This is a genomic window from Pseudoalteromonas sp. 2CM28B, assembly GCF_023161935.1.
The window spans coordinates 220,985-241,736 of record NZ_JALNTH010000004.1; the positions used below are offsets into that span (position 1 = coordinate 220,985).

The following is a 20,752-nucleotide window of genomic DNA, read 5'->3' on the forward strand; positions in this document are numbered from 1 at the left end:
TAAGCAATTTTAGGCCTGTTTTATTTAGTGCGTTTGTATTTTAATAAACGGTCTAAAAATTCAGTAGTTAATTCGTTTATCACGCCTGTTTCCGCGTTAACAATCAAGCTAAAACCCACATTTAAATGCGGTATAACCACCAAATCACTGCGATAGCCTTGCACCCAGCCACTATGATAATAAAGCGTTTCATCGTTGTAGTTATAAACACGCCAGCCTAATCCATAATAAGCTTGTTCTAATTCCTTTTTCCATACTCGTCTATAACGCTCTTTTTTTGTAAGTGTATAAGGACGTGTTTGTGTAGCAAGTGCATCTAAAGAAAGTACATCTAGGTTTTGCCCTAATTGCGCATTTAACCATTTTGCCATATCGGTGGCACTTGCATTTACGCCCGCAGCCGGACCAACTTTATAATAGTTTTTTTTCAGCTTGGCTGTGTACCAACGCTTTTTGCCTCTAACGTGCGGCAGCGCATAATTTTTGTCCTGCACCATTGCATCGTAGCCTAAGCTAGTATCGCTCATTTTTAATGGTGTAAAAATCCCCTCTTGCAACCACTGGTCATATTTTTTATTGGTACTGCTGTAAATTACATCATCAATTAAACTAAACATCACATTTTGATAGCCATAGCATTGGCCTGGTTCGCAAATGGGCTTTACTGTTAATAGCTTTTCGACAATATCGGGGTAATTCATTCTTGATTCGATTAAATTGTCATACGCATTAGGGACCAACCCGCTGGAGTGGCTTAATAAGTGAAACACTTTTAAATTGTCTTTATAAACCGTGCCTTTAAAGGCAGGTATATAATCACTTACCGGTTTAAATAAATCTATTAACCCTTCACTTGCAAGCTTTGCAGTTAACGACCCTGCAAATGTTTTTGACACAGAAGCCAACCTAAAGCGGGTGTGGCGGTTAACCTGTGTGCCACTTCTTGCCTTAGTGCGGCCCATGGTGTGGATATAATCAGCGTTACCAATACTCACTATCGAAAGCGCAGCGCCAGGAATACCTTTACTGTTGAGTTTTTTTTCTGCGTAGCGTCCATACTGTTTTACGAATCCATCCCAGCTTGAGTCTGCTTTAGCTATTGCCTGAAGCGGTAAAGATAGACAAATAGCGACCCAAACGTACATAAAATTAGTGAGATACTTCATTCGTTACAAATTTATTCTTTTTTAACTACATCTATGTGCATAATATCATGAAGTTTTGATAGGACTAACGTACAATGTTGCGATTATTGGCTTTTTAAGTGGATGTTAAGTATTTATGCGTTTTATAGTTGTATCACTTTTTATATTATTATCAGCAGGTTGTGCAATTACCAAACAGCCGGCCGAGCCTTTGGCTTTACCGTTAAAGCCAACATTAAAGAGCGAAACTTACCAGCTTGAGTATAAAACAGAGCACGCATCGCCAAAAGTTAAGTCTGTACAGTTACCGGCGCACAAAGTAACACGCGGCCAAACAGTGCGTATTACAACCGATAAAGCAAGCGTAACAGACACGCTATTAAAGCAAATAACACAAGCCTTGAACGATAAAGGCTTAGAAGTGACTGATAGCAAAAACAGTGACTACACGTTAGCTATTCATCAGTTAGATTTAGCATTTACTGACGATACAAAATATGCGTTAACTCAACCTGAAAACCCTTACCCTTTATTTGCCAAAGTAGCGCAGCAATACCCTACTCAACAATGCGCCACCATACTAGCGCAAGTGAGCATGCGCATTACGCACCGCGCCTCTGGCGATGTGGTGTGGTTTGCAAAATCATCAATAGACAGCGCAAGCTTCCACCGTGAGCCTTTATTGTTTAGCTTTGCCCAAGAGCAAAAAATTACTAATGAGTTAGAAGTGGCAACATTTGTACATCAACAAAATACCGAGCAAGCCCGTATAGCGCGCGCAGGTAAGGAAGTAACTGTACCGCCCTTTAAAACCATTACTAAATTAAGCAGCTTAACTAAACTACAAGGCCCATGTACGCGTACAGAGGTGAGTGCCTTAACGCCTATGATGCAATATTACTTAAGCAGTATTTTAATTGACAAAATAAAAGTGCAATAACGTAAAAAACTACATTTTTTTACAGATTCAAGGATTCACTTACCAATATAATACGCTTAATAACAAATAATAATTAGGTCCCCAGGGATGAAAAACGCTTTCTTACAGCATACTTTTATTAATAGCGTATTGCTTTGCGCCAGTTTTTTGAGCTTTCAAAGCCAGGCAAGCAATCGATACTATGCTGATAACACGCTAGAGCCCACCCAAGGTTTTGCGTGGGATTGGAGCGCTGGGGCTGGTTATTATGTAGAAGACTCTTACCTAATTGGCCTTGATTCCTACGACGATGGCATTGAACTCGATTTAAGCCTGGCTATTTCCTACGAAAACTTTTATCTCGACTTTGATCATAACCAGTTAAGCGGCGGCTTAGTTGTGGGTTACAGCCTTATAGATAAATTTGATTGGGGCTTGGATATATTAGGCACCAATACTCAGGCTGGCTTTGATGACAAAGGTTTAGGTTTTTACAACCACGGTGTAATAGAAGAGCTTGCGGGTATAAAATCGCGTAATTACGATTTTGATGCTGGGCTAAGATTAACGCGCCGCTTTGAAAACTCGCAAATTTCGTTTGAGTTTTTACATGATATTACAGGTACACATAATGGCTGGGTGTTTAACACCTTTTTTAGCCATATTTTGCCATGGCGTAATTGGGAGTTTAGATCTGGGGTGGGTATTAGCGCTTATTCGGGCAGTTTTACTAACTATTACTTTGGTATAGATGCAGACGAAGCCACCGCTAATCGCCCTATTTACACCCCTAATGGCAGTACCAGTATTATGTTTGAATTTCATGCTGAGTACCCTATTTCTCAAGATTGGGTGTTTTTGTCTGGCTGGTTAACAACGTGGTTTTCAAAAGAAATAGACGACAGCCCCATTATTTCTCAAGGGTATCAACATAAAGCCAAGGTAGGCCTACGTTATGTATTTTAGATGGATCTGTTTATTATTGATCTTCCCTGCTATTTCATCTGCTAAAACAACAGATAAAACGGCCCCATTAATTGCGCTGCCCGACACCTGTGTTGCACTACGTGAAGGCCGCAATTGCTACGCTGATGTAACCCTTAGCTGGCAGCAAGCAACTATTGGTAATTACTGCCTAAGAGACGCAACATCGAAATATATAATGCAATGCTGGTTAAAGCAGCAACAAGGCGTATTTGAATATACCTTCGACTCCCAGCAAAGTATTTCTTTTGAATTGTTTGATAGTAATACAGCCCAAGTTATTGCCACAACAGAGGTTAAACTGCAGTGGGTTTATCAAAATAGACAAAAAAAACGCCGCTGGCGCTTGTTCTAATTAGAGGTATGACATTTCGTGATTGATTTTACAGCAATGTGTTTGGTAATTAAGTAAGTCAGCGCTTATAAAGTGTGGTCGTTCACCTAAATAGGCTCTAACGCAGCACAAATCCCAAACTTATGCAGCCCTTAGGGTTATTTAAGGGCGAGTTTCAATCCACACACGGCAACCCTCTAACACTAAGGAAGCTTTATGGATAATTACGGCACTATTTTATTAGTTGAAGATGACACCTCTTTAGCCCAATGGGTTGCAGAGTACTTAACCGAGCAAGGCTATACCACCCATGTTTGCCACCGAGGCGATGAAGTAATAAGCCAGGTAAAAAACTTAAACCCTAACATAGTGTTGCTCGACATTATGTTGCCAGGCCAAGACGGTATAAGTGTGTGCAGAGAGCTACGTAGCTTTTACACCGCGCCCATTATTATGCTAACCGCCCGCGATGATGAAATGGATGAAGTAATTGGTTTAGAAGTAGGTGCGAGTGATTACATCATGAAACCAGTGCGCCCTCGCGCATTACTGGCCCGTATAAAAGCAGCACTGCGCCTTACCAGCGAACCGACTAAAGTAACCACTAACGAGAGTGTGATTACTGTAGGCGCACTCAGTATTGATACTCAATCACGCAGTGTAACGCTTAATAATCAAGATATGGCTATTTCTAGTGCTGAGTACCTCCTACTGCACTATTTAGCCAGTAATGCAGGCCAAGTAGTCTCGCGTGATGCTGTGTTTAAAGCAACCAAAGGCCGTGAATACGATGGGCTTGATAGAAGTGTTGATGTACTAATATCTGCGCTGCGCAAAAAGTTTCATGATGACCCGCAAAACCCAGAAAAAATTAAAACAATTTGGGGGCGTGGTTATTTACTTGTTGCCACTGCGTGGGAATAGTAACCGTGGCGGTTTAAATGAAAAAATTTTACATTTCACTACTCGGTAGTGCGCTGCTTTCTATTGTTGTATTGGGCTGGCTAATCGATGCATTTAGCCAACAAACTCAAACACCGCATGATGAATTTAGCCTACAAAGCCAAATGATCAACGGCTTTAGTAAACATTTGAGTAGTGTAGCGACCTCAGAGCGCGCAGCTTATGTAAAGCAATTGGCAAACGACTTTAATGTAAAGCTTGATTACAAAAACAATGAATCCCTTGCCCTGCCACCGTCTTTAATACTACAAATGCATACCCAAAGCGGCCTTATTTTAGAAGACCAGCAAGGTTTTTATATGCTCTACAGTAGCGAAGTATTGTCGCCTTATCATCTTTCCATGCGCCTAGACAAAGGCTTTGAAACAGATCAGCGCAACGATATTATTTTAACTTTGTTGTTTTATGCTGGGCTCTGCATTTTTATGGGCTTTATTATTGCCCCACTTGCTAAACGCTTAACAGTATTAAACGATGCGGCTAAAAAATTTGCCGCAGGAGATGTGCAAGCGAGAATAAAGGTCTCTCACTTTACCTACATAAGAGATGTTGAGCTTACATTTAACCGCATGGCTAGCCAGATAGAAAAGCTCGTGGCGGAAAACAAATTAATGGCATCGAGCTTATCGCACGATATTAGAACCCCTATCGCATGTTTACGCTTTGGCTTAGATGCAGCGCTCGACAGCGCAGACATGCCTAAAGTTAAGCAATACCTTGTGCGTATGGAAAACGATCTTGATCATATGGAATCGATGCTTAAAAGCTATTTAGCCTTTGCAACCCTAGAGCAAAATGCCAACCAGCTCACCTACTCGCAAACTAATTTATCGCACTATCTTGAGGATTTACTTACACAGCTTTCGCCTAAAATTGAAACCAGCCAACTTAAAATACAACTAAACAGTAGTGACGATATGGTTTTTGCTGACTTACATTGGCTTGCCCGAGCTATTAGTAATTTAATTGGCAATGCCTGCGACTTTGCAAAAGACACTATTTATGTCAGTGCAAAGCGCGATGAGCATTATTTATATATTACAGTTGAAGATGATGGCCCAGGCATCGCACCAGAGAACTTTAATAACGTTTTTAGCCCATTTTTTAGAGAAGAAAGCCACCGTAACCGTGCTGATAAAAGTTATGGCTTAGGCTTAGCCATTGTTGCAAAAGTGGCAGATTGGCATCACGGCAGTGTAAGCGTTAGTAAAAGTGCGCGGCTTCAAGGGGCGTGTTTTACCCTTAAAATTGGCCAGCATCACGATTCGTAAAATATTATTTACACAACTGTAATTAGGGCCTGTTGGCCTTTTAGGGTTATAATTTGTTCTATCTAGGGGCTGTTTAATCGCGGCGCGAGGTTTGTAACCTAGTGGGCTACGTAAAAACCGAGTAACAAAGAGTAAATAGCCCCTAGGCAGAACCCTTAGGGCAGCGCCTGTTTGGCATTTATACGTCGTTATCGCCTATTTATGGGGAACAACCACACTACATAGGCTCTGCCTTGCCTAAACACCAAACAGACTGCTGCAAATTTAACCTCGAAAGGTAAACAGGCCCTAAAATTTATTACACAAAATCAACTCCTTATTCTAAACCTGTTGATAACATTAATTAAATGCATCGCGTGATAGACACACCAGACGATAATTATTGTCACAATTGGGCAAATAAGTACTTTTTATTTATTTGCAATTCCAGTAAATTGTCAGCGCCGTCAAAAAATAGAGAAGTACAACAATATGAGCGCAGTTAGAGGTGAGTTTAGCTCTCGCTTTGGATTTATAATGGCCGCCGCAGGCTCTGCAGTAGGTTTAGGTAATATTTGGGGTTTTCCTACCCAAACAGCTAGCAATGGTGGTGCCGCTTTTTTAGTCGCTTATTTGGTACTCGCGTTCTTTTTAGCATACCCCGCACTTATGGCTGAGCTTATAATTGGCCGCCACGGACAAGCTAATGCGGTGTCTTCTTTAACAAAAATAACATCACACGCGTGGCAAAAGCGCTTTGCTTTTATCGTGGGTTTTGGCGGAATTTTATGTGCGGGCTTTATTTTAAGTTTTTATGCCATTGTGGCAGGCTGGATGCTCAGCGCAACAATTGAACCTATCACTACTTTAGCTGGTGCAAACCAAGCTTCAACGTGGTTAAGTGAGCAGTCACTTACACGAAACATCATTTTTACAGTGGTATTTATCATACTCACCGTGGCTATTATTAGTCGTGGCGTAGAAAACGGCATAGAAAAATGGTCTAAGCGTCTGATGCCTGCGCTTTTAGGTATTTTATTTGCCCTAATTGCTTACGTTATGACCCAAGAAGGTGCTATGCAAGGGCTTAAAGCCTATTTAGTGCCTGATTTTTCATCTATATTTGATGCAAATTTACTCGTAAGTGCACTCGGTCAAGCGTTTTTCTCTTTGTCATTAGGCACCAGCGTGATGATTATTTATGGCTCTTACATAAGTAAAAAAGAAAACCTAGTCACGCTAGGCGCATATGTAACCTTAATAGATGTGTTTATCGCGTTTGTAGCGGGCCTTTTAATTATACCTGCCATGTATGTCGCACAAGCTCAAGGCGTAGAAATTTTTTCATCTACAGGCAAACTTCTCTCTGAAGACACACTCGTGTTTCAAGTGCTACCAGCATTGTTTGATGGTATGGGCTCTGTGGGTTTATTTATAGGCTTTGCATTTTTTGCCCTAATGAGTATAGCCGCACTTACCTCCTCTATTTCAATGTTAGAGGCGCCGGTATCGTATACTGTGGAACGCTTTGCAATGAGCCGCCTGCAGGCTACATGGCTAATTGGCGCGCTAATAAGCGCAGTGAGCATTACCATAGTATGTAACTTAGGAAGCTTATTTGGTTTAGTGATCACCCTAACAACTAAAGTTGCTCAGCCTTTACTTGGCTTAATGTGTTGTATTTTTGTTGGCTGGATTTGGTACCGTGGCTCACTACTAAAAGCAATACAGCAAGGTAACCCTGAGGTTCATAACACACTATTTTGGAAAGTATGGCCTGTATACACTAAGTTTGTGTGCCCTATAGCTATTGGTGCTGTGTTTTTACATTCGGTGTTAAGTTAAAACGTTATTTTTAACTTACCCGAGTTCAGGTTAAGTACTAAATTAAGCAAAGCCCACGCGTTAAGTGGGCTTTTTAATAGCTTAAATTTACTCGTAATAAATTAGCTTAGTGTATTTAGCACCATATCTTGATGAGGGATGCCATCTTCTAGGTATTGCTCCCCTACTTCTGTAAAGCCAAAAGATCGATAAAATGCTAATAAATAGGTTTGTGCGCCTATATAAATATGACGCTGTGGCCACTGCTTTTTGCAACATGCTATGGCCGCATTTACAAGCTCAGTAGCCCGCCCTTTACCTCGCTCACTTTTACAAACCAGTACACGGCCTATTGCACTGTACTGCTCGTTTTTTTCATAGCAGCGGACATAAGCTAATAAACTATTATCTGCAATTGCATATAAATGCTGAGTACTAGGGTTAATGTCTACCTCATCGAGTTCAGGGTAAGGGCATGTTTGCTCTACTACAAATACATCAACACGGCCGCGCATTATCGTAAATAAAGTACGCGTATCAAGCGCATCAAAATACGCACATTTAAACGACATATAAAATCCTAAAATAAAAAACCCAGCCTAAGCTGGGTTTAGTTAAACTACGCATCACTTAGGCAAACAAACGCTCTAATTGGTCGCACAACTGCGATAAATTCACATGGTCGTGCTCTATGGTTAAATCAACATAACCATCGCCTCTAAATGCTCTATCCAGCTCAATTAAAACATGCGTTTTGTGTGCTTCTGGTACAAACGATAATTCAATTTCTTGAATACCAAATAAGCTGCGGCTATTAGGCTTGTACTCTAACTCTTGATAACACCCCGATACCGACTGAAAAGTAGGCGCACGTAAATGGCCTTTTTCAACATCAGCTTTTAATAAACTAAACCCTAATTTATCCATTGCTTGCATACAGGTTTTAACAGCTTCGTTAGGGTAAATATGCAAGTGATCTTTATCTGTAGGGTCTAGTGCTAAATCAATATCAAGGCCTGTTTCAATCCATACATGTGATTGGTTGTAGCCGGCATTAATTTCGGTAATTGGCGTTTCTGGATGAAGGCGCGCTTCAAATGGAATGCTTTTAACTTCGCCTGGCTCAACAGTGCCTATGTCGGTTATACGCCACTGATCAATTACATGATTAGTAAAGTACTCACCTTCTTCGCCATCAACTTTAACGCGAGTCATTAAAAACAAATCAAGGCCAGCAATTTCTTGAGCCACATCGCCTGCAGTTATAACGATATTAGCGTTAAAAAGTTGCCCTGGCTGAAGATGCTCAGTTTCTAAAATTGTATCTACTTTTGCAGCGCCAATACCTACCGACGCTAAAATCTTTTTAAACATATCTATCTCCTTAAGCTGAGCGGCTCAGTTTGTTGCTCAAGCTTAAACTCCTTCGTTAAAGCATCTTAACCATATTTAAAAGCCAATGTCAGTGAAAAAATGTTATTTACATGCTATTTACGATTAAATACGTGTTTAATGTGCATTTTTTATACGTAGCTGGGCAAGTAATTGATTAAACGCGCTCATTTTTAGGGCTATTTTTATTTTCAATGGTATAAAATTTTCGCTACACTGCAATCCCAAATGAAGTGATATTAAGAATTATGGAACTAATCTATTTTGCCGCCGCGTTTGTTTGTGGCTTTGGTGTTTATCAATTAAAACTTCCTCCCCTTATTGGCTTTTTACTTGCCGGTTTTGCATTAAATTTATCTGGCTATAAAAGCACCGAACTACTCGATACCATTGCGGCACTGGGTGTAACACTTCTTTTATTTAGTATTGGCTTAAAACTTAAAGTAAACAGCTTAATCAAGCCCCAAGTATGGGCACCCGCTACCCTACACATTATTTTTAGCAGTGCATTATTTAGTGGCTTTATGTTACTGCTAGGTATTTTTGCTGTGCCTATGTTTGTTGATTTAAGCTGGCAAAGTGCCTTATTAGTTGGGTTTGCGCTAAGCTTTTCAAGCACTGTATTTGCGGTAAAAGTACTTGAAGAGCGCGGTGAAATGGCAAGCCTACACGGAAAAATAGCCATTGGCATTTTAGTTATGCAGGATATTTTTGCGGTTATATTTTTAGCCATTAGCACCGGCAAAGTACCTAATATGTGGGCTCTTGCTTTAATTATTGCACTCCCTTTAGTGCGCCCACTTATGTATGCAGTGCTTAACCGCTCTAAACATGGTGAGCTATTGCCGTTATTTGGCTTTTTCTTTGCGTTGGTAGCCGGTTATAACGCTTTTGATTTTGCAGGTTTAAAGGGCGATTTAGGCGCGCTAATTATGGGGATGATGTTTGCGCCACATAAAAAGGCGGGAGAGCTTTCAAAATCGCTGCTTAATTTAAAAGATATTTTGCTGGTCGGTTTTTTCTTAAGTATTGGTTTAAACGCAGAGCTTACAGCTAATTCATTAATTGTAGCGTTAATCCTTATATTTGTGCTGCCAGTTAAAACCTTACTTTATTATGTGTTTACGAATACCTTTAAACTCAGAGCGCGCACCTCGTTACTCACTGCATTTAGCCTTGCTAATTTTAGTGAGTTTGGCCTTATTGTGTGTGCTGTGGCAGCCTCTACAAGCATGATCACCTCAGAGTGGCTGGCGGTAATGGCTATTGCGGTGTCTATTACCTTTGTTATTGCATCGCCTCTTAATAAACGCTCAAACGAGTTATACGTAAAAATTGAGCGCTGGTTATTAAAATTCGAAAGCAAAACCCGCTTAGCTGAAGAGCTACCCGTTAATTTAAACGACACTAAAATCGTTATATTTGGTATGGGACGCATAGGTACAGGTGCCTACGAAACAATAAATGCGACTCACCCTAATGTAGTGGCGGGCATTGATATAAAACCAGAGGTGGTAGAAAAACATATTAAACGCAATAGAAAGGTACTCCTTGCCGATGCCACCGACCCTGACTTTTGGCAGCGCGTTAACCACTCTCATGTTGAAATGGTGATGTTAGCTATGCCAAAGCATATGCAAAATATTTTTGCACTAGAGCAATTACAAGCCTCAGGCTATAACGGCCAAGTAACAGCTATCGCCAATTACCCTGATCAACAAAAAGAGCTTGAACAAATGGGCGTAAACTCGACCTATAACTTTTATTTAGAAGCAGGAAGTGGTTTTGCCGAGCACGTAAAGCAAGAGCTATTTGAAAAATAGCACTTTTATACTAAACAATAAAAACAACCAAATGAAAACGCCTTATTTTTAATAAGGCTTTTTTATTAGTTTTAGTTTAAAAACTCATTTTATTTACATTCCTTTACATTACTTCTCTCTATCTGTAAAAAAACAGATAAACTACCGGTGTTGTTTAAATAAACGCCTTCGCACCTATGTCGCATAATTAGACTCCAGCTAATTAATGCAAGGTAAGCATTTATTTATCAACACAAATTTATTCAATCAGAGGGCCTACTCCCTCGTTCAATAGGCTGTTTCTTGCCCGTCACAGCCTATTTTATTTCTGTTTACTTGCCCGCTTACCCAGCCACTATTTAATGCGTTTATTATTAATAAGCAGTAGTATTACTATTATACGTTTTATCAATTACTGACTTATTATGGATACAGCCGAACTCAAGCTCGCCATTAATACAATTATGCCCTTTGGAAAATACGCAGGCAGACCCTTATTGCTTTTGCCAGAGCCCTACCTAGTGTGGTTTAAACAGCAAGGGTTTCCAGAAAGTAAACTCGGAGCGCAGCTTGCAATGATGTACGAGGTTAAATTAAACGGGCTTGAGCAAATGCTGATGCCCCTACTTAAAAAAAATAAAAAATAATTGAGAACTTTTTCCACGTAGCCGGGTCTACTATTTTGCTACTTGTTGATTTTGGTTTTTAACCACAAAAAGCGCCTTAGGCGCTTTTTTTATGTCTGGCGTTTTTAGGTAAGTTACTTTTATACCAATCCGCATAATAAAGTGATCTATTTTGAGGATGGAAAAACGTGTTGATAGCTAAGCAAAAAATTTGCTATTTAGTTGTTCTCGGCAATTACTCCTGCATTGCTCTACCTTCTGCATCCATGCAATCGTAAATGAGAATTTTTAACGTAGGTAGCGACACATTTGTCCCTACAAAATGATTAAGTATTATTGCGGATAGGTATTAGGTAAGGTAACTATAAACTTAGCGCCACCAAGCGATGAGTCAGTGATTGAATAGTGCCCTTTATGCCACGATACAATTTTTGCCACTATTGCTAAGCCTAAACCAAAGCCCCCTGTGCTTTTATCACGGCTTTTATCTAAACGAGTAAAAGGTTTAAATACGCTTTCTCTGTCGCTTTTTAAAATACCTTCTCCGTCATCTTCCACAATAAAGTAAATTGCATCACCCTGCGCTTTGAGTGTGACATCAACACGACTAACAGCGTACTTTAACGCATTGCCCACCAGGTTTTGCATTACACGCGCAATAAAGTGCGCATCACACTTGTACACTAAAGCCTGTGGTAACACCGCATTAAACTCTATGCCGCTTGCAAAATTTAGCTTATTAATGACCGATTGTGTTAAGGCCGCCAAATCAACGTCGCTTGTCACTAAGCTTGGTTGCTGCGAATCAAGCCGAGCATATTCAAGCATTTCACACACAAGCGCTTCAAGTTCGCTTATATCTGCCTGCATATTAGTTAGGTAATGTTGCCCTTTTTCCGATTGCAGTGTTTCTTCTAACATGGCTATACCAAATTTTAATCGTGCAAGAGGCGTTCTAAATTCATGAGATACAGAGGAGGTTAGTTCTTGTTGCGCACTAAGAAGATGCTCTATGCGCTGCTGCATTACTTTTAGAGTATCAGTAACGGGTAAAAAAAACGATTTAGAAGGACTGCTTAAGTTAAAGTCTTGCGAGCCATCTACCGCTTCGCACGCATGGCTTAATTTAGAAAAATCACGCCATAGTAAAAAGCTCCACAGCCCCACAGGTAACCCTACAATAGCCAGTAACATTAAATACGGGATAACAGAACTTTCAGGTGCTTTTATAACGCCTACTGGACCAATTTGAAGTAGTTTGTTATCACCAAGCTCAACATACCACACTATGCGCTGCTTTTTATCATACAGGTACAGGTAATGATTTTTATCTAATGAGGCTTGCTGCTTAAGGGGTAAAATAAGATCTTTGCGGGCAATAACTTGGCTTTCAAAGCTGTGTTTTAGCTTATCTAGCCCATCATCGGTTTGCGATAATAACCAAAGTGCTTGGCCAAACTCATCATCTAACAGCACTTGCTGCTGCGTCTCTTCGTAAGGCCAAATTTGTTCTATAACACCACTAACAATAAATAAAGAAACAATGATATAAACATATAAACTTATAAATAGTTTGCCCATTATTCCTTATTTACCTTCATATATTATTTTTCCCAGGCGTCTGATACAAACAAGTAACCTTGCCCCCACACGGTTTTTATACGGTAAGGTTTATCGCTGTTATCACCTAGCTTTTTGCGAATTCGTGACACGCGTACATCAACGGTACGGTCAAGCCCATCGTATTGACGGCCAATCATATGTTGATGAACATGTTCACGGCTTAGTACTTCGCCTGCATTTGAGGCAAGTAGCCATAATAGCTCAAACTCATGCGATGTAAGTACTATTTCGTTTTCGTTTAATTTAACAATTCGGCTGGTTTTATCAATGACTAAATCACCAAACTGAATCTCTTCTGCGGCCTTAACCACGGGTTGCCCGCGACGCAGTAATGCATTTACACGCGCCAGTAAAACACGCGGTTCTGCAGGTTTTACCACATAATCATCTGCGCCAAGCTCTAAGCCAATTACCTGGTCAAAGTCTTCACCTTTTGCAGTAAGCATTAAAATTGGCAACGAAAACTTATCACGTACTTGTCGACATACGCTAAAGCCATCTTTACCTGGCAACATAATATCTAAAATCATTAAATCAGCAGCGTTATTCTCAAGATAACTAAATACTTCATCACCACGGCTTAATACGTCTACTTCTAAGCCATTATGTTCAAGATAATCTTTTGTTAGTTGTTGTAAACCTAGGTCATCTTCAACAAGTAAAATTTTTGGCATGAGTTGCTCCTAAATTAAAAATAGCTCCATGGAGAGCGAAGCCTGCGCCTACTTTTTTTAGCATCAGCACTTTGCACTTCAACGTGTGTTTTAGCAATTAACACACCGGTATGAGGATTGATTAAGGAGTATATGGTCTCTACCTGAACACGCGCTTTATACTCAAACTCACCAACAGCCTGCTGTTGCCAGCATTTAATCAGTTTGTTTTGTTGGTACAGGCATGCATCGCTTGGCGATGGTTGCTGCCAATTAAACTTTAAATCAAGATCGCAAAACGCTTGCTGCTCAGACACAACACACACTTTGGGAGAGACCTTTAAAGACGCATTTTGCGCTACAACGGGAGGGCTAAACAGAAAAACTGTAAGCACAATCAACATTAAATACTTCATATTAAAAAGTATGATCGAATCCTATAAAAGCAGTCATTGAATAGTTACGTTCAAAAAGCGGACTGCCATCCATAGCTGAATAGTCGTAATATGCTACATGAAAACGAAGACTGTTAGCCTCACTCAATGGCCAACTGGCGTCGATTTTAGCATAAGGTTGCCAGCTACTACCAACGTCAATTTTACCTAATGAGGTTTCGTGTGCTTTTAAACCATAATAGTAGCTGTTTAATTCAGCTGATTTATAGTTAACCCCAAGCGTTGGCTTTAACTTTAAACGCCCTACTTCACTGTGGTACTGCCATTGTATAGCGCCTCGAGTACCGTTATAAACATTACTTATATCGTGTAATAACTGTATCGATAGCACATGATTTTGCTGCACATAATGATAGCTGCCCCCAGCATCTAGGGCTAAATGGCGATTATCAATATTATCGATATTTATTTTTTTAGGCTGAGGATTATTTTGCGCTAATGCAGAAGCACCTGCGGTTGCTGGTAAAACAAAGAGGTTATTAGGATGCCAATCAATAAAAAAGCGTGACTCTGCGTTAAGTTCTGAAACGATATTAAAATGATGCTTTTGATTTTCTACAAGTGTGTAGCCAAGGCGACCATTATCGAAAAACCAGCGCTCGCCATAAAAAGCAATGCGTGGGATCACAGGGAGCGGGACGTTTTTTCCGCCATGCAGAGGGTTGGTAATAACACCCGCGCCGACACTTAGATTTACATGCCACTTCTTAACAGTAATATGTTGCTGTGCATACTCTTGTTCGTTGTAGGCCTGCGAAGCTGTGCTAGGCACGCAAACAAGACACACCACAAAGCAAAAAATGTAAATAAAAGTATTGAGCCGCATTAACCTAATCTAAATGAGTAAAATAAGTAAGTCACCCATACTAGCAAGGTAAGCACAAATGTGCGCCACCTGGTTACAATCATTCACAATTTTTATACATGCGTATCACATTTAAATATCAGAGGCTATTTCAATACGGTTGCGACCATGTGTTTTAGCTATATATAAAGCACGGTCGGCGCGCTCAATAAGTACCGAACCTTTCGTGAATGGACGTAAAATAGCGAGCCCAAAACTTGCAGAAATTGCACGTTTAGAATTTACATCGTCTTTTTTACGGATAGTTAATGAGGCAATATCTAAACGAATTTTATCAGCAAACACCATAATCTCGTTGATGCTGTCAAAATACCCGGTAATACAAAACTCATCACCACCATAGCGGTAAACATTCAGGCTATCGGAAATATTTTGCGAAACTTTTTTGGCTACTAATTTAAGTACTTCATCGCCTTTTTGATGACCAAAATCGTCGTTAAAACGCTTAAAGTGATCAATATCAAACATGATTAGTACCGCCAATACGCTCTCGTCAGCTTGCTCTGAATAGGTTTGACAAAACTGCTGAATATCATCATCAAACTTTCTTCTATTAAAAAAGCCTGTCAGGGGGTCTGTATCGGCTGCTTCTTGAGAAAGGTTAAGTGCTTCTTTTAAATCTTTAATTTCGTTATAGGCTACCGCAAGCTTAGTTTGAAATTCTCGCGCATAGTCTTGCATAGCCACCGACTCGTCGGTTAAGCGTTCAACACAACCGAGTATTTCGTTAAACGAATTTACATTAGCTAAACTTGCCAACTCATTTTGAGAATCTACCAACGACGTGGTAAAGCTTTTAGAATGATCGAGGGTAACGCTTATATCATGCTGTACTTGCTCCATAGTGCCATGGAAGCGATCAGCCATTTCTTGAAAAAACACTAAGTCATCTTCGCTTAAATGCTTATCAAAAATTTCTTTTGCTTTATTTTGAGTACATGTTTGTTGCTCAGCAATGACGTGATCAAGCTCAGCATTTAATGCTGGCTTACTGCCTTGCACATAGCAATACCAAATAGCGTAATTGATAGGCGTTACCGGCATTCGGTATTTTACCATCAGAGGAATTGCTTTTTTTAAACATTGAGCAGAATGAGCGAGCGATACAGCATGATCCATAATTATTATAAACTCTCGTGCGTCATTATTTTTTATTATTAAGCTTTCATGTTAAGTAATAGTAAACTCATACGCAACTGTTAATCATACTATTTACTGAATTATATTAATCGTTAAAAGCTTAAATAACATTTGCGCCTAAAGTTTGTGCAATATTCCATAATGCACTGATTGCAGGGTCGTTAAGTTCTTTTTTTAGCACCGCCAAACCAATATCAAACCCTTCTGGCTGGTAATTTTCACTAGGCAGTACGTGTACCTTGTCTTGTAGCGGACTATTATCTAGCACTATTTTGGGAACCATGGCGACACCTAATCCTAGGCTCACCATAGACACCATAGCTTCGTGCCCTGCTACTTGTGCATAAATTTTTCCATGCACATTATTTTTCCGCCACCACTGCTCTAACCGCTGCCTAGAAAAACCTTGCTCAGGTACAATAAACTCCAGTTCTGACCAATCAATATGTGGGGCGTTTTTCGCTATTTTTTCGCTGATCGGGCATTGAATTTTAGGGCCAATAAGAACCAGTGGAGAGTGACCTATATTAACAAAAGCAATTTGGGCAGGCAGTTTACTTGGCCGTGCAGCAATAGCCATTGATTCATGGGCATCCAGTACTCGGTTTATTGCCAACGCCGGATCGCCGGTATTTAGCGTTATTTCTATATGCTGATGCTGCGCGCGGAGTTGTTCTAATATTTGATGCAAAAAACTATACGAGGCGGTGACTGAGCAATAAATACTCACATTACCGTAAATATGCTGGGTTGGGTCTTTCACATTCGCTTTAAAGCGCTGCCAATTAGCCAGTGTAGAGGTGGCGTAATCAATAAACGACTCCCCTTCTTTAGTTAATTTTACACTTCGGTTATCGCGTATAAATAAAGCAACGCCGACCTCATCTTCAAGCTGCTTAATATTGCGACTTAATGTAGGTGCACTTATATGGCACAGCTCGCTCGCCCTGGCAAAATGGAGCGTTTTAGCTAACGCTAAAAAGTAATTTAAATGCTTATGATCCATTACACGCCTCTATGTTTCATTTTTTGAAATACTTTAGTGCAAATATATCATTTTACGCAAGCAAAGTTTTTTTTTATGGTGTGTTTAAGCAAAGCAAATACGCTTTGCATCTAACAAACACGAATTATAGGACACTAACATGGCGAATTATTTTAATACCTTACCTTTACGCGAGCAGTTAGCTCAATTAGCGCAATGTGAATTTATGGACCCAAGTGAATTTACCGATGGTGTTGATGCACTTAAAGGTAAAAAGCTGGTTATTGTTGGCTGTGGCGCACAAGGTCTTAACCAAGGTTTAAACTTACGTGACTCAGGCCTAGATGTATCGTACACGTTACGTCAATCAGCAATTGATGAGCGTCGTCAGTCATACTTAAATGCATCTGAAAACGGTTTTACTGTAGGCACCTACGAAGAGCTAATTCCGAGCGCTGACGTAGTATTAAACCTAACACCAGATAAGCAACATACGGCCGTTGTAACTGCCATTATGCCTTTAATGAAACAAGGCTCTACACTTGCTTACTCGCACGGTTTTAATATTGTTGAAGAAGGCATGCAAATTCGTGAAGACATTACGGTAATCATGGTTGCTCCTAAGTGTCCTGGCTCTGAAGTTCGCGAAGAATACAAACGCGGCTTTGGTGTACCTACTCTTATTGCAGTTCACCCAGAAAACGACCCACAAGGTCACGGCTTAGCACAAGCTAAAGCCTACGCTGCGGGTACCGGTGGTCATCGTGCCGGTGTACTTAAGTCATCGTTTATCGCTGAAGTTAAATCAGACTTAATGGGCGAGCAAACAATTCTTTGTGGCATGTTACAAACCGGTTCAATTTTATGTTTTGATAAAATGATTGAAAAAGGCATTGATGCGGGTTACGCATCAAAACTAATTCAATACGGCTGGGAAGTAATTACCGAAGCCCTTAAATACGGCGGCGTTACTAACATGCTTGACCGTTTATCAAACCCTGCAAAAGTAAAAGCGTTTGAACTAAGCGAAGAACTTAAAGTTATTATGCGCCCGCTTTATAACAAGCACCAAGATGACATTATCGACGGTACTTTCTCACGCGTAATGATGGAAGATTGGGCAAACGACGATGCAAACTTACTAAAATGGCGTGCAGAAACTGCCGAAACTAACTTTGAAAAAACCCCTGCTGGTGATGTAGAAATCTCTGAGCAAGAGTTTTTCGATAACGGTATTTTAATGGTTGCTATGGTTAAAGCGGGCGTTGAGCTTGCATTTGAAACCATGACTGCAGCAGGTATTATCGACGAGTCGGCTTATTATGAGTCTTTACACGAAACACCATTAATTGCCAACACAATAGCACGTAAAAAGTTATTCGAAATGAACCGTACTATTTCTGATACTGCAGAATACGGCTGTTACTTATACAACCATGCGTGTTTACCATTATTGGCCGATTTTATGAAAAACATCGACACCGATGTTATTGGTAAAGGCTTAAATGAGCAAAGTAACCAAGTAGATAACCAAACATTGATTCAAATTAACACTGCACTACGTGAGCACCCTGTTGAAATTGTTGGCGCTAGACTACGCGGCTACATGTCAGCAATGAAGAAAATTGTATAACTAGTTTCGCTTGTTAGAAACCAAGCCCACATGCGTACGCTGTGGGCTTTTTCGTGCTAGTAATAATAAAAAGCGAGTATACCCTTTTAGATATATTGCAATAATTAGCGCTTAATTAATAATGTGCTAACATGGCTATCTACCTAGTTGTAAAGTTAAATAATATGACGATAAAAAACCTAACTATCACTCAAAAAATCACCATTTTAGGCAGTACCATTGCAATCTGTGTCGCTGCATTAATTGGTTTAACGTCTTTATATAGCTCTGAAGATATTATAGAACGACGTATGATTGAATCTGAGCTACCCAGCAAATTACACAGTATTAGTAATCAAATTGGTGGCGAAATAAACGAACTACTAGGTGCTGCACAGCAACTATCATCAAATGAATTTATCTTAGAGTGGGCGCGCTCAAATAACCAAGACGACACACTACTGCTTAAAGAATTAAACCGCGTAGCAAAGCAGTTTGATTTAGCAACGGCGTCGTGGGCTAACCGTGATACAGCACAATATTGGAACCAACACGGATTTTTACGCGTGCTTAAAAACGACGCGGCTGATGGGTGGTTTTTTGGCTTTACCAACTCAAATAATCCGTACTCAATCAGTATTTATCAAGAATCCCCGACTGATGTAAAAATGTTTGTAAATCATCAACAAACAAATGGGCTTGGATTAGCGGGGCTTGCAAAAAGCATCACCGACATGCAAAAGCTACTACAACAATTTAAAATTGAGCAAACAGGCTTTGTATTTATTGCAGATAAAAGCGGCTTAATTCAGTTACATAAAGATGCAAATAAAGTGGCTAAAGTAAACATAGACACACTTTATGGCAGTAATGTTCATAGTACTTTGTATAACCCTTCTGGTTTTGCAATTACAGAATTATCACTTAATAACGAAGCCACATTTTTAGCAGCCATGCCAATAGCCAATACCGACTTATACGTATTAGCCCAAGTACCTAAAAGTGAGGTGTTTGCGACAGTAGGTACATTGGAGTGGCAAATATTTACCTTTACGCTAGTGATAGCCCTAGTTGCTAGCATGCTAAGTTACTTGTTAGCACGTTCTTTAGCGTCACCGCTTTCGGATATGGCCGAGCTGTTCTCACGTTTAGGATCAGGCGATGCTAATTTAGCGTACCGTTTGCCAGAGTCTAATCAGCCAGAGCTAAACAATTTAAGCCATGGCTTTAACCAGTTTATTCATAAAATTGAAACTGCCATCAAGCAAGTCGCCAACGAAAGTACAGAAATACGCCAAAGTTCTAATCATGTATTTGAACAAGCAAAAAACAACTCGCAGTCTATTGATAATCAAAAAGAGCAAACCATTTCGGTTGCTGCAGCCATTAACGAAATGGGCGCAACTGTACAAGAAATAGCACAAAGTGCGGCTAATGCAGCTAAGTTAACGCAAAGCAGTCAAGAAAACACCAGCCAAAGCCATCAGCAAGTACTGCAAAGCCAAGCTACAATTTCAGCGCTTGCCACTGATATTGACGGCATTACCGAGCAAGTAACACTGCTTTCTAAAAAAACAATTGATATAGCGAGTATTGTTGACTCTATTCGCGGCATTTCAGAGCAAACTAATTTACTGGCCTTAAACGCAGCCATCGAATCGGCACGGGCTGGTGAGCATGGTAGAGGCTTTGCAGTGGTGGCCGATGAAGTACGCGCGCTTGCTAATCGTACCTCGCAATCAACCACCGAAATTCAGTCAATGATTGAAGAGTTGACCACTATTTCTGAAGATGTAGTAAACGATATTAGTCAATCTAAGCAAAAAGCCCAACAAAGCGTAGGCGCAATGCAAAGCTCTGTTGAATTGCTTGATGCGATAAGCGAAACAGCAAATCAAATAAACGACATGGCTACCTTAATTGCCACCGCAACTGAGCAGCAAAGTAACGTGGTTGCTGATGTAGGACGTAATATTGAGCAAATAAGTGAAATTAGTGACCGTGCTATGAATGAGCAAATAAACACCGAGCAAGCAATTCGCGATTTAGCAAATAGCGCTCAAGCCCTTGATGCACTCGTAGCCACCTTTGAAAAACATCACTAAACACGTTTTGTAACACTTTAATAAACCACCTGCGCATATTGCATCTACACTTATAGATGTAATATGTTGGAGGTG

19 protein-coding genes are annotated in these 20,752 nt (G+C 40.2%); 10 read left to right on the forward strand and 9 right to left on the reverse strand.

Annotated features, from left to right (window positions below; translation table 11 throughout):
• Positions 1-20: 20 nt before the first annotated feature.
• Entirely contained in the window at positions 21-1,145 is a 1,125-nt protein-coding gene (locus MTN96_RS07755; RefSeq protein WP_374274993.1) for a serine hydrolase domain-containing protein, read from the reverse strand.
• A gap of 136 nt (positions 1,146-1,281) precedes the next feature.
• Here MTN96_RS07755 and MTN96_RS07760 point away from each other — a divergent pair, with 136 nt between their 5' ends.
• The 6 genes from MTN96_RS07760 (at position 1,282) to MTN96_RS07785 (ending at position 7,440) form a co-directional block, all read left to right on the forward strand.
• Positions 1,282-2,085, forward strand: a complete 804-nt coding sequence (locus MTN96_RS07760; protein ID WP_029773447.1) for a hypothetical protein — start codon at positions 1,282-1,284, stop codon at positions 2,083-2,085.
• Positions 2,086-2,172: 87 nt separating this feature from the next.
• A complete protein-coding gene (locus MTN96_RS07765; RefSeq protein WP_004587349.1) occupies positions 2,173-3,030 on the forward strand; it encodes a MipA/OmpV family protein in 858 nt (285 codons plus the stop codon).
• The gene (locus MTN96_RS07770; protein WP_248531130.1) at positions 3,020-3,403 is read left to right on the forward strand and encodes a DUF3019 domain-containing protein; all 384 of its coding nucleotides are present in this window, start codon (positions 3,020-3,022) and stop codon (positions 3,401-3,403) included. The genes MTN96_RS07765 and MTN96_RS07770 overlap by 11 nt, the downstream gene beginning before the upstream one ends.
• 195 nt (positions 3,404-3,598) lie before the next feature.
• The gene (locus MTN96_RS07775; protein ID WP_054982162.1) at positions 3,599-4,306 is read left to right on the forward strand and encodes a response regulator transcription factor; all 708 of its coding nucleotides are present in this window, start codon (positions 3,599-3,601) and stop codon (positions 4,304-4,306) included.
• 17 nt (positions 4,307-4,323) lie between these two features.
• A complete protein-coding gene (locus MTN96_RS07780) occupies positions 4,324-5,616 on the forward strand; it encodes a HAMP domain-containing sensor histidine kinase (protein ID WP_055253011.1) in 1,293 nt (430 codons plus the stop codon).
• Positions 5,617-6,087: 471 nt separating this feature from the next.
• A complete protein-coding gene (locus tag MTN96_RS07785) occupies positions 6,088-7,440 on the forward strand; it encodes a sodium-dependent transporter (protein ID WP_248531131.1) in 1,353 nt (450 codons plus the stop codon).
• 101 nt (positions 7,441-7,541) lie between these two features.
• Here the strand turns inward: MTN96_RS07785 and MTN96_RS07790 are convergent, their stop codons facing one another.
• Together MTN96_RS07790 and MTN96_RS07795 are read right to left on the reverse strand one after the other, a co-directional pair.
• Positions 7,542-7,991 carry a GNAT family N-acetyltransferase gene (locus MTN96_RS07790; protein ID WP_248531132.1) on the reverse strand — a complete coding sequence of 150 codons (450 nt, stop codon included), beginning with the start codon at positions 7,989-7,991 and terminating at the stop codon, positions 7,542-7,544.
• Between the two features lie 58 nt (positions 7,992-8,049).
• Positions 8,050-8,793 (reverse strand): sporulation protein, encoded by a 744-nt coding sequence (locus MTN96_RS07795; protein WP_004587355.1) that lies wholly within the window; start codon positions 8,791-8,793, stop codon positions 8,050-8,052.
• Positions 8,794-9,059: 266 nt separating this feature from the next.
• Between MTN96_RS07795 and MTN96_RS07800 the strand changes: the two genes are divergently transcribed.
• Positions 9,060-10,634, forward strand: a complete 1,575-nt coding sequence (locus tag MTN96_RS07800) for a cation:proton antiporter family protein (protein ID WP_248531133.1) — start codon at positions 9,060-9,062, stop codon at positions 10,632-10,634.
• A 404-nt stretch (positions 10,635-11,038) separates the two neighbouring features.
• Positions 11,039-11,260 (forward strand): DUF3820 family protein, encoded by a 222-nt coding sequence (locus tag MTN96_RS07805; RefSeq protein WP_138577502.1) that lies wholly within the window; start codon positions 11,039-11,041, stop codon positions 11,258-11,260.
• Between the two features lie 312 nt (positions 11,261-11,572).
• Here the strand turns inward: MTN96_RS07805 and MTN96_RS07810 are convergent, their stop codons facing one another.
• The 6 genes from MTN96_RS07810 to ilvY form a co-directional block, all read right to left on the reverse strand.
• Positions 11,573-12,820, reverse strand: coding sequence for an ATP-binding protein (locus tag MTN96_RS07810; RefSeq protein ID WP_248531134.1), 1,248 nt, complete (start codon positions 12,818-12,820; stop codon positions 11,573-11,575).
• Between the two features lie 23 nt (positions 12,821-12,843).
• A complete protein-coding gene (locus tag MTN96_RS07815; protein ID WP_024031826.1) occupies positions 12,844-13,536 on the reverse strand; it encodes a response regulator transcription factor in 693 nt (230 codons plus the stop codon).
• 14 nt (positions 13,537-13,550) lie between these two features.
• Positions 13,551-13,931: a DUF3019 domain-containing protein gene (locus MTN96_RS07820; RefSeq protein ID WP_024031825.1), complete on the reverse strand. Its 381-nt coding sequence runs from the start codon at positions 13,929-13,931 to the stop codon at positions 13,551-13,553.
• Between the two features lies 1 nt (position 13,932).
• Positions 13,933-14,796, reverse strand: a complete 864-nt coding sequence (locus MTN96_RS07825; protein ID WP_282451978.1) for a MipA/OmpV family protein — start codon at positions 14,794-14,796, stop codon at positions 13,933-13,935.
• Positions 14,797-14,907: 111 nt separating this feature from the next.
• A complete protein-coding gene (locus tag MTN96_RS07830; RefSeq protein WP_248462546.1) occupies positions 14,908-15,954 on the reverse strand; it encodes a GGDEF domain-containing protein in 1,047 nt (348 codons plus the stop codon).
• A 121-nt stretch (positions 15,955-16,075) separates the two neighbouring features.
• Positions 16,076-16,981, reverse strand: coding sequence for an HTH-type transcriptional activator IlvY (gene ilvY / locus MTN96_RS07835; RefSeq protein WP_121637162.1), 906 nt, complete (start codon positions 16,979-16,981; stop codon positions 16,076-16,078).
• Between the two features lie 139 nt (positions 16,982-17,120).
• Between ilvY and ilvC the strand changes: the two genes are divergently transcribed.
• Together ilvC and MTN96_RS07845 are read left to right on the forward strand one after the other, a co-directional pair.
• Positions 17,121-18,593 (forward strand): ketol-acid reductoisomerase, encoded by a 1,473-nt coding sequence (gene ilvC, locus MTN96_RS07840; protein ID WP_029773436.1) that lies wholly within the window; start codon positions 17,121-17,123, stop codon positions 18,591-18,593.
• Between the two features lie 164 nt (positions 18,594-18,757).
• The gene (locus MTN96_RS07845) at positions 18,758-20,677 is read left to right on the forward strand and encodes a methyl-accepting chemotaxis protein (RefSeq protein WP_024031820.1); all 1,920 of its coding nucleotides are present in this window, start codon (positions 18,758-18,760) and stop codon (positions 20,675-20,677) included.
• Positions 20,678-20,752 lie beyond the last annotated feature (75 nt).